We start from the raw sequence: 6,801 nt of genomic DNA, 5'->3' as shown, positions 1-6,801 counted from the left end.
GCCTTTGCGATTACGCTTCCGTACGCCGCTCTCAAGCTGAAGTTTTTGCCACTGGGGTAGAAAAGCCTGACAAAAGTCATCGACATGGCAAAATAAGTCCACTAATTTGTGCATAGCTGGTTCCTTGTGATAAGTCTCTCTTGGTCGAAAGATCTGATCGCAGAACCAGCTTTTAGTTCCCTTCTTTTTTTATCCCGAGTTCAGGTTAAATAGGTTAATCCACTAAAAGTAGGTTAACCCTCCAGAAATAAGGACTCTTTTCATTTTCTGAAAGAGTCCTTGTAGCAACACAATCACCCATTCTCATCATCCGCAAGATCCAGTACAGTAGAGCAAGCCACTATAGGAATGGAGTCTTTGTGAACCTACGTCAGTTAGAAGTGTTTTATGCGATTATGCAAACGGGAACCGTCTCGGGAGCAGCGAAAAACCTCCATGTCTCCCAACCGAATGTGACTCGCGTTTTAGCTCATACTGAATTACAGCTTGGTTTCTCTCTATTTGAACGCGTCAAAGGTCGTCTGATCCCCACTCAGGAAGCCAAAACCCTGTTGCCGGAAGTGGAGAAAATCTATCTTCAACTCGGTCAGTTTAAAAGTCTCACTAACAAAGTTAAAAAAGGCCATCAACATATTCGAATCGGTGCGCCGCCAGTTTTAGCCAGCAAATTCCTAACTCCTGTAGTTGCCCATTTCCATCAAACACATCAATGCTCTATCGAATTGGTGACGGGAAATCGCAGTGAATTGTGCGACGCATTACTCGACAATGCGCTCGATATTGCTGTGGCGTTTGGTGAAGACACGCCAGCCGGCATTTCTCATCAACTTCTCACCAAGAAATCAATGCAAGTCCTCGTGCCTATCTCTGCACTCACTCGATTATGCTTTAGCGAAAATCAGCCCTCTTCTGTCACGTTGCAAACTCTGTTAAACGATGAACTCAGTATCATCGCCTTAGACAGACGTGACCCTTTAGGACAAAAGCTCACCCATGCTCTTGAGCAAATACAAGCTGATTTTGCTCCATCCCTGACGGTTAGGAATTACAGCTCGGGAGCCGAGCTCGCCGCTCTTGGGGCTGGAATTGCGATCGTCGATCCTTGGACCGCCAGTCAATATGCAACAAGTGATAGCCTAAAAAGACTTCATCTCTCAGATGCTATCGACTGCTCGGTATCACTACTTACAAGCGACTTACATCCTTTTTCGATTGCAACCAGATCTTTTCTTGCCATGCTTAAGCATCACGCTAGCAGCGAATAGCCAAGCGCGCCTATAACTTAATGTTATAGGCGACCAACAACAGAGTATTCGCTATTAAAGTGCCCTGTCCCTATCTTAGATGGCATCAACTCAATGCGTTTGAATTCATCTACTTGTGAATTTCGCTATTTGTGAATAAAGGGACACTATGAACATTTCTCAGCCTTACTTACTTTTCCTCGGTGACGTTACGGATCCTCTATCAGCAAAAACCGCGCGCGGTATTGTTAAATGGCGTCCAGATGCTTGTTTGGGGCAACTGAGATTGTCCGAAGATACCGTCTCTCTGGGACTCTCAGAATTAACGCTCGAACAAGCTAAACAGCAAGGTGCGAAAACGCTTGTCTTAGGCACAGCCAATGCTGGCGGCTTTATTCCAAGAAACTGGGTTGAACCTCTCATCGCCGCAGCGAACCTAGGATTTGACATTGCATCAGGAATGCACCAAAGATTGACCGACATTCCTGAGTTGGCACAACTTGCTGATAAAAACATCATTCAGCTATTCGATGTTCGCCACTACGACGAGCACCTAGCGGTGGGCAATGGTAGGAAACGGTCAGGGAAACGGTTACTCACTGTTGGCACCGATTGTTCTGTTGGGAAGATGTTCAGTGCCCTGGCTATTGAACAAGCTCTTAAACAGCTAAATATTGACGCTAGGTTCAAAGCCACAGGTCAAACTGGCATCTTAATCGATGGCCAAGGGATCTCTGTAGACGCGGTCGTCGCCGACTTCATTTCAGGTGCAGTAGAAACGTTAAGTCCAACATTTGATGAGCATGAATGGGATATCATCGAAGGACAAGGTTCGCTTTTCAACCCATCGTATGCCGGGGTGAGTTTAGGATTATTACACGGAGCTCAACCTGACGCGCTTATTCTTTGTCACGAAGTGGGACGTCAGCACATTCGTCACCTTCCTCATGCGCCATTGCCAACCATTGAGCAAACTATGGATGCGAATCTTTTGGCTGCGCGCGTGACCAATCCCAAAGTCCAATTCGCTGGTATCTGTTTAAATACTTCCCTATTGGAGGAGTCTGAGGCCAAAGCACTATGTCAACAATGGAGTGAACAGTTTGACCTTCCCGTAACGGACCCGGTTCGTTTTGGCGTAGACTCAATCGCAAACAAGTTAAAAACACTGTGAGAGTCTTATGAAGATTGAAGCGCACCATCACTCAATTAAACTCACGAAGCCATTCACTATCTCAAGAGGCGCACGAACTCATTGTGAAGTGGTTCGTGTGTCTATCGAATATCAAGGAAAACTCGGACAAGGTGAATGCACTCCTTACCCGAGGTATGGTGAATCGGTGGAGTCAGTCATGGCGCAAATCAAGGAATTCAGTGCTCACCTTGTCACTAAAGAGCCATTTGAAGCTCGGCTCGCCTTGCAAAACTATCCAGCAGGTGCTGCTCGAAATGCAATTGATTGCGCCTTATGGTCACTAGAAAGTTTGCTTTCTGACAGCCAGTTCCCATCGCCCTATTTTGCGATTGCTCCTAGCATCGAAACGGCGATGACGGTGTCTGTTGCTGACCTCAACACCATGACCAGTCAGGCAAAACAGTATATTGAAGAGGGCGCGACCCTACTCAAAGTAAAACTTGATAGTGAGGATGTCGTCAACAAGATAGCCGCTATTCGAGCCCTCTCCTCTGAGGTAAAGATCGTAATTGATGCCAATGAGGCTTGGGCGTCACTTGATCTCGAATCATTATTTGAACAGCTGGTCCCCCTGAAGATCACCATGATTGAACAGCCCGTACCAAGCGGTCAAGATGCCCTGCTCAAAGGCATTCCCCACCCCATTACACTGTGTGCTGATGAAAGCTGTCATACCAGATCTGAGCTCGATGAGCTGGTCGATTGTTATGAAATGATCAACATTAAGCTTGATAAAACGGGAGGATTAACCGAAGCCTTAGCTTTGGAGGGACGAGCTCGGGAGCTGGGGTTGATGATCATGAGCGGTTGTATGCTAGGAACATCGATGGCAATGAAGGCCGCATTGCCGATTGCGACTAAAGCGGAAGTGGTAGATCTCGATGGTCCGGTACTGCTTGGCAGCGATATTGACAATGGACTTAGCTATAAAAAAGGTCGACTACTGCTATAGCACTCAAAAGCATTCACTCTCAATGAAAGAGCAAAAAAACGCGTGACCCTCTTCAGGTGTCACGCGTTGTTACTTTTAGCTGGTAACTATTTCCCTAGGCACCGCATCGGCCATAGTCTGAGGACGTTTTTTAATCACATAGCGTAAACGCAGTAACATCAAGACTGCAGCCACACTCAACCCTGTTACAATGCCTACCCAAAAGCCTTTTTCGCCCATCGCTGGCACAATATGATCGGTCAAACCAAGCACCACACCGAGCGGTAACGCCAATCCCCAATAAGAAGCGATCGCCAACAGCATAGGGACTTTGGTGTCTTTGTAACCACGGAGTGCACCATTTGATGAGGTTTGTAGGGCATCACTGAATTGATACATCGCAGTAAACACCAATAGTGTTGCCGCTGTTGCACTCACGGCAGGGTCGGTCGTATAAAGTCGAATAATCACGTCAGGGAACAACAAGAAGATCGTCACCGGCATCAGTGACATCAATCCTGCAACCAAAATACCGATTTTGCTGCGCTCTATTGCACCTAATTCATCTTTAGCACCCAAGGCATGGCCAACCCGAATCGTGATGCCAAACGAAATACTCATTGGAATCACATACGTCATGCTAGAGATGTTCAGTGCGATCTGCGCGGCGGCTACGTTTTCCGCGCCAATACGACCAATAAGCAAAGCAATAACAGCAAAAATACTGCCGCAGACCGCGATGTTCATCCCAATGGGTAGCCCTAACCTAAGCAAATGAATCATCTCTTTTGCTCTTGGTTTAATATCAGTAAAACGAATAATGGTTTTATAGTGGTGATGGCTTTTAATGTAGGAGTACAAGAGTCCAGACATTAGCCAATACACTAAACTGGTTGCCCAGCCACAGCCCACTGCGCCAAGTTCAGGAAACCCGAACTTGCCATAAATCAAAACGTAGTTGACCGGAATATTCACCAACAAACCAATAACCGAAATGATCATTGGCGCTTTAGTGTTGTTCATCCCTTCGCAGAAACCATTTAAGGTATAGAACAGAGCAATACCCGGTACACCAAATGCTAACGCAAAGGCGTAATCACTGCCAATAGGAATAATTTCTGAAGCAACGCCGATCCACTCTAAGATCGGTTTCGCACTGACCAAATACGCCACTAATAGCGCACTGGAAATCAATGCGATCCAAACCATTTGGAAAAACTCAATAGAGATGCTCTCAAAATCTCGCGCACCACGGTGATAAGCCACTACAGGTGTAAGTGCCATAATGACACCACGAAGCAATAACAAAACCGGAATCCATAAGCTGGCACCCAAAGCTATCGCAGCAAGATCAGCGGCACTGACTTGCCCAGCCATCGTGGTGTCGACAAACCCCATAGCTTGTGTTGCCAATTGGGTCAAAATGATAGGAATCGACAGATGCATCAGTGCACCCGATTCACGAGTAAAACGAGAAAAAGGACGAGTAGTCGTTTGCATGAAAGTTCTAAACACCAATAGAAATGCACCAGTGATGGCGGGATGGCGGATGTGCGTTTTAGGGTGTGCCCGTTAGGCGGCGACAATATAAACACCCTACCTGTAAATTTCAATAGCGTTAATCGACAAGAATTGTATTGAAGTTCGTCACAAAAGCACGCAGAATAGCGCGCCTTACCCTATCCTTGGGTTTACGGCCTTATATAACGATAGATTCGCTCTATCCCATGACTGCCACTTTTCTCACTCCACTGATGAGTACCACTATGAGTTTTGAATCCTTAGGTCTTTCGACTCCTATTCTTCGTGCTATCCAAGAATTAGGTTACGAAAAGGCATCACCAATTCAAGAGCAAGCCATTCCTGCTATTATAGAAGGCAAAGATGTCATGGCTGCCGCACAAACCGGCACTGGTAAAACCGCTGGTTTTGCACTACCGCTACTTGAAAGATTAAACTCTGGTCAGCGAGTGAAAGGCAATCATATTCGCGCGCTTATTCTAACCCCAACGCGCGAACTGGCTGCACAGGTTCACGAGAGCGTGTTCAAATACAGCATCCACCTTCCACTTACCTCTCAATGTGTGTTTGGTGGTGTGAAAATCAATCCACAAATGCTGAAACTACGCAAAGGCTGCGACGTCATGGTCGCCACCCCAGGTCGTCTGCTCGATTTGTACCAACAAAACGCTATCAAGTTCTCTCAACTTGAAGTGCTCGTGCTTGATGAAGCTGACCGTATGTTGGACATGGGGTTCTTCCGCGATATTAAGAAGATCCTCGATCTACTACCTAAAAACCGTCAAAACCTACTGTTCTCCGCTACATTCTCCAATGAGATTCGTGATTTAGCGAAAGGCTTAGTTAATAACCCAGTTGAAGTCTCAGTCACACCACCAAACTCAACCACGGCACTGGTCGAACAAAGCCTTTATATGGCAGATAAGAAGCAAAAACCGGCGATGCTGGCAAAGCTGATTGATGATGGTAACTGGAAACAAGTCTTAGTTTTTTGTAAGACCAAACACGGTGCTAACCGTCTGGCTCGCTTCCTTGAAGGCAAGAAGATCACCGCGTTGGCGATTCATGGCAACAAGAGCCAAGGTGCACGAACTAAAGCACTTGAGCACTTTAAAACAGGTCAAATTCGCGTGCTAGTCGCGACTGATATTGCAGCTCGTGGCCTTGATATTCCGCAGTTGCCGCAAGTTGTAAACTTCGATCTTCCTCATGTCTCAGAAGATTACGTCCACCGAATCGGGCGCACGGGTCGTGCCGGTGAAACTGGCAAAGCGTACTCTCTCGTGTGTGCTGATGAGGCAAAAGAGCTCTTCGGTATTGAAAGACTGATCGGCAAGCTTATCAACCGTTTCGAATTAGACGGCTTCAAGCCTGTAAATGCGGTTCCAGAATCAAAGTTGGACACACGTCCGATTAAACCGAAGAAGCCTAAAAAACCGAAACAGCCTAAACAAGTCGGGCAAGAGAAAGCCAACACGTCAGGACATGGTCGTGCTGATAAGCCGCGTTCAGAAAAGCCGCGCAAACCAAGACGATTCAATGCCCAGCGTAATGCCGAAGATGAGTCGGGTAAGTCAAGACCACGCAATGGCAATGGCAATGGCAATGGCAATGGCAATGGCAAAAATCGTAAACCAAGAGCCAACAAACCTCGCTCAAGCAAGCCTCAAACGAACAAACCACAGCAAAGCGCATAACTAAAATAACCTGAGATCGGTTTAAGCCATCGCCATCAATCCTGTCTTTTCAGTGTTTGTGATGTTGAGTGATGGCTTTTCTGGTTTCAGACAGTAAGCGATTAGTCCGCCAAGTAAATTCAACATAAAACCATGTAAGCTGCGATGCCTTGAGTGCTCTATTTGAGATATATTCTTTAATTGGTCATTAATCGTTTCAATAATGAACCTTTT

6 protein-coding genes and 1 pseudogene are annotated in these 6,801 nt (G+C 46.4%); 4 read left to right on the top strand and 3 right to left on the bottom strand.

The window, feature by feature from the left end; translation table 11 throughout:
- Window positions 1–114: pseudogene (locus tag VTH8203_RS25805) on the bottom strand (IS982 family transposase); the annotation flags it as partial.
- A gap of 245 nt (window positions 115–359) precedes the next feature.
- Here VTH8203_RS25805 and VTH8203_RS20350 point away from each other — a divergent pair.
- From VTH8203_RS20350 to VTH8203_RS20340, 3 genes are all read left to right on the top strand, one after another.
- Window positions 360–1,265, top strand: a complete 906-nt coding sequence (locus tag VTH8203_RS20350) for a LysR family transcriptional regulator (RefSeq protein ID WP_096995293.1) — start codon at window positions 360–362, stop codon at window positions 1,263–1,265.
- 148 nt (window positions 1,266–1,413) lie between these two features.
- Window positions 1,414–2,418 carry an N-acetyltransferase DgcN gene (gene dgcN, locus VTH8203_RS20345; protein ID WP_096995292.1) on the top strand — a complete coding sequence of 335 codons (1,005 nt, stop codon included), beginning with the start codon at window positions 1,414–1,416 and terminating at the stop codon, window positions 2,416–2,418.
- Window positions 2,419–2,425: 7 nt separating this feature from the next.
- Window positions 2,426–3,391, top strand: a complete 966-nt coding sequence (locus VTH8203_RS20340; protein WP_096995291.1) for an enolase C-terminal domain-like protein — start codon at window positions 2,426–2,428, stop codon at window positions 3,389–3,391.
- Between the two features lie 75 nt (window positions 3,392–3,466).
- Here the strand turns inward: VTH8203_RS20340 and VTH8203_RS20335 are convergent, their stop codons facing one another.
- Window positions 3,467–4,870: an MATE family efflux transporter gene (locus tag VTH8203_RS20335; RefSeq protein WP_096995290.1), complete on the bottom strand. Its 1,404-nt coding sequence runs from the start codon at window positions 4,868–4,870 to the stop codon at window positions 3,467–3,469.
- Window positions 4,871–5,136: 266 nt separating this feature from the next.
- Here VTH8203_RS20335 and VTH8203_RS20330 point away from each other — a divergent pair, with 266 nt between their 5' ends.
- Entirely contained in the window at window positions 5,137–6,588 is a 1,452-nt protein-coding gene (locus VTH8203_RS20330) for a DEAD/DEAH box helicase (protein ID WP_096995289.1), read from the top strand.
- Window positions 6,589–6,609: 21 nt separating this feature from the next.
- Here VTH8203_RS20330 and VTH8203_RS20325 read toward each other — a convergent pair.
- Window positions 6,610–6,801, bottom strand: a 192-nt coding sequence (locus VTH8203_RS20325; RefSeq protein WP_279627160.1) for a transposase, incomplete at its 5' end; no start/stop codon positions are given.

The sequence above is a fragment of the Vibrio thalassae genome (assembly GCF_900089835.1).
Lineage (GTDB): Bacteria > Pseudomonadota > Gammaproteobacteria > Enterobacterales > Vibrionaceae > Vibrio > Vibrio thalassae.
This window is presented reverse-complemented; position numbering and strand designations above follow the sequence as displayed.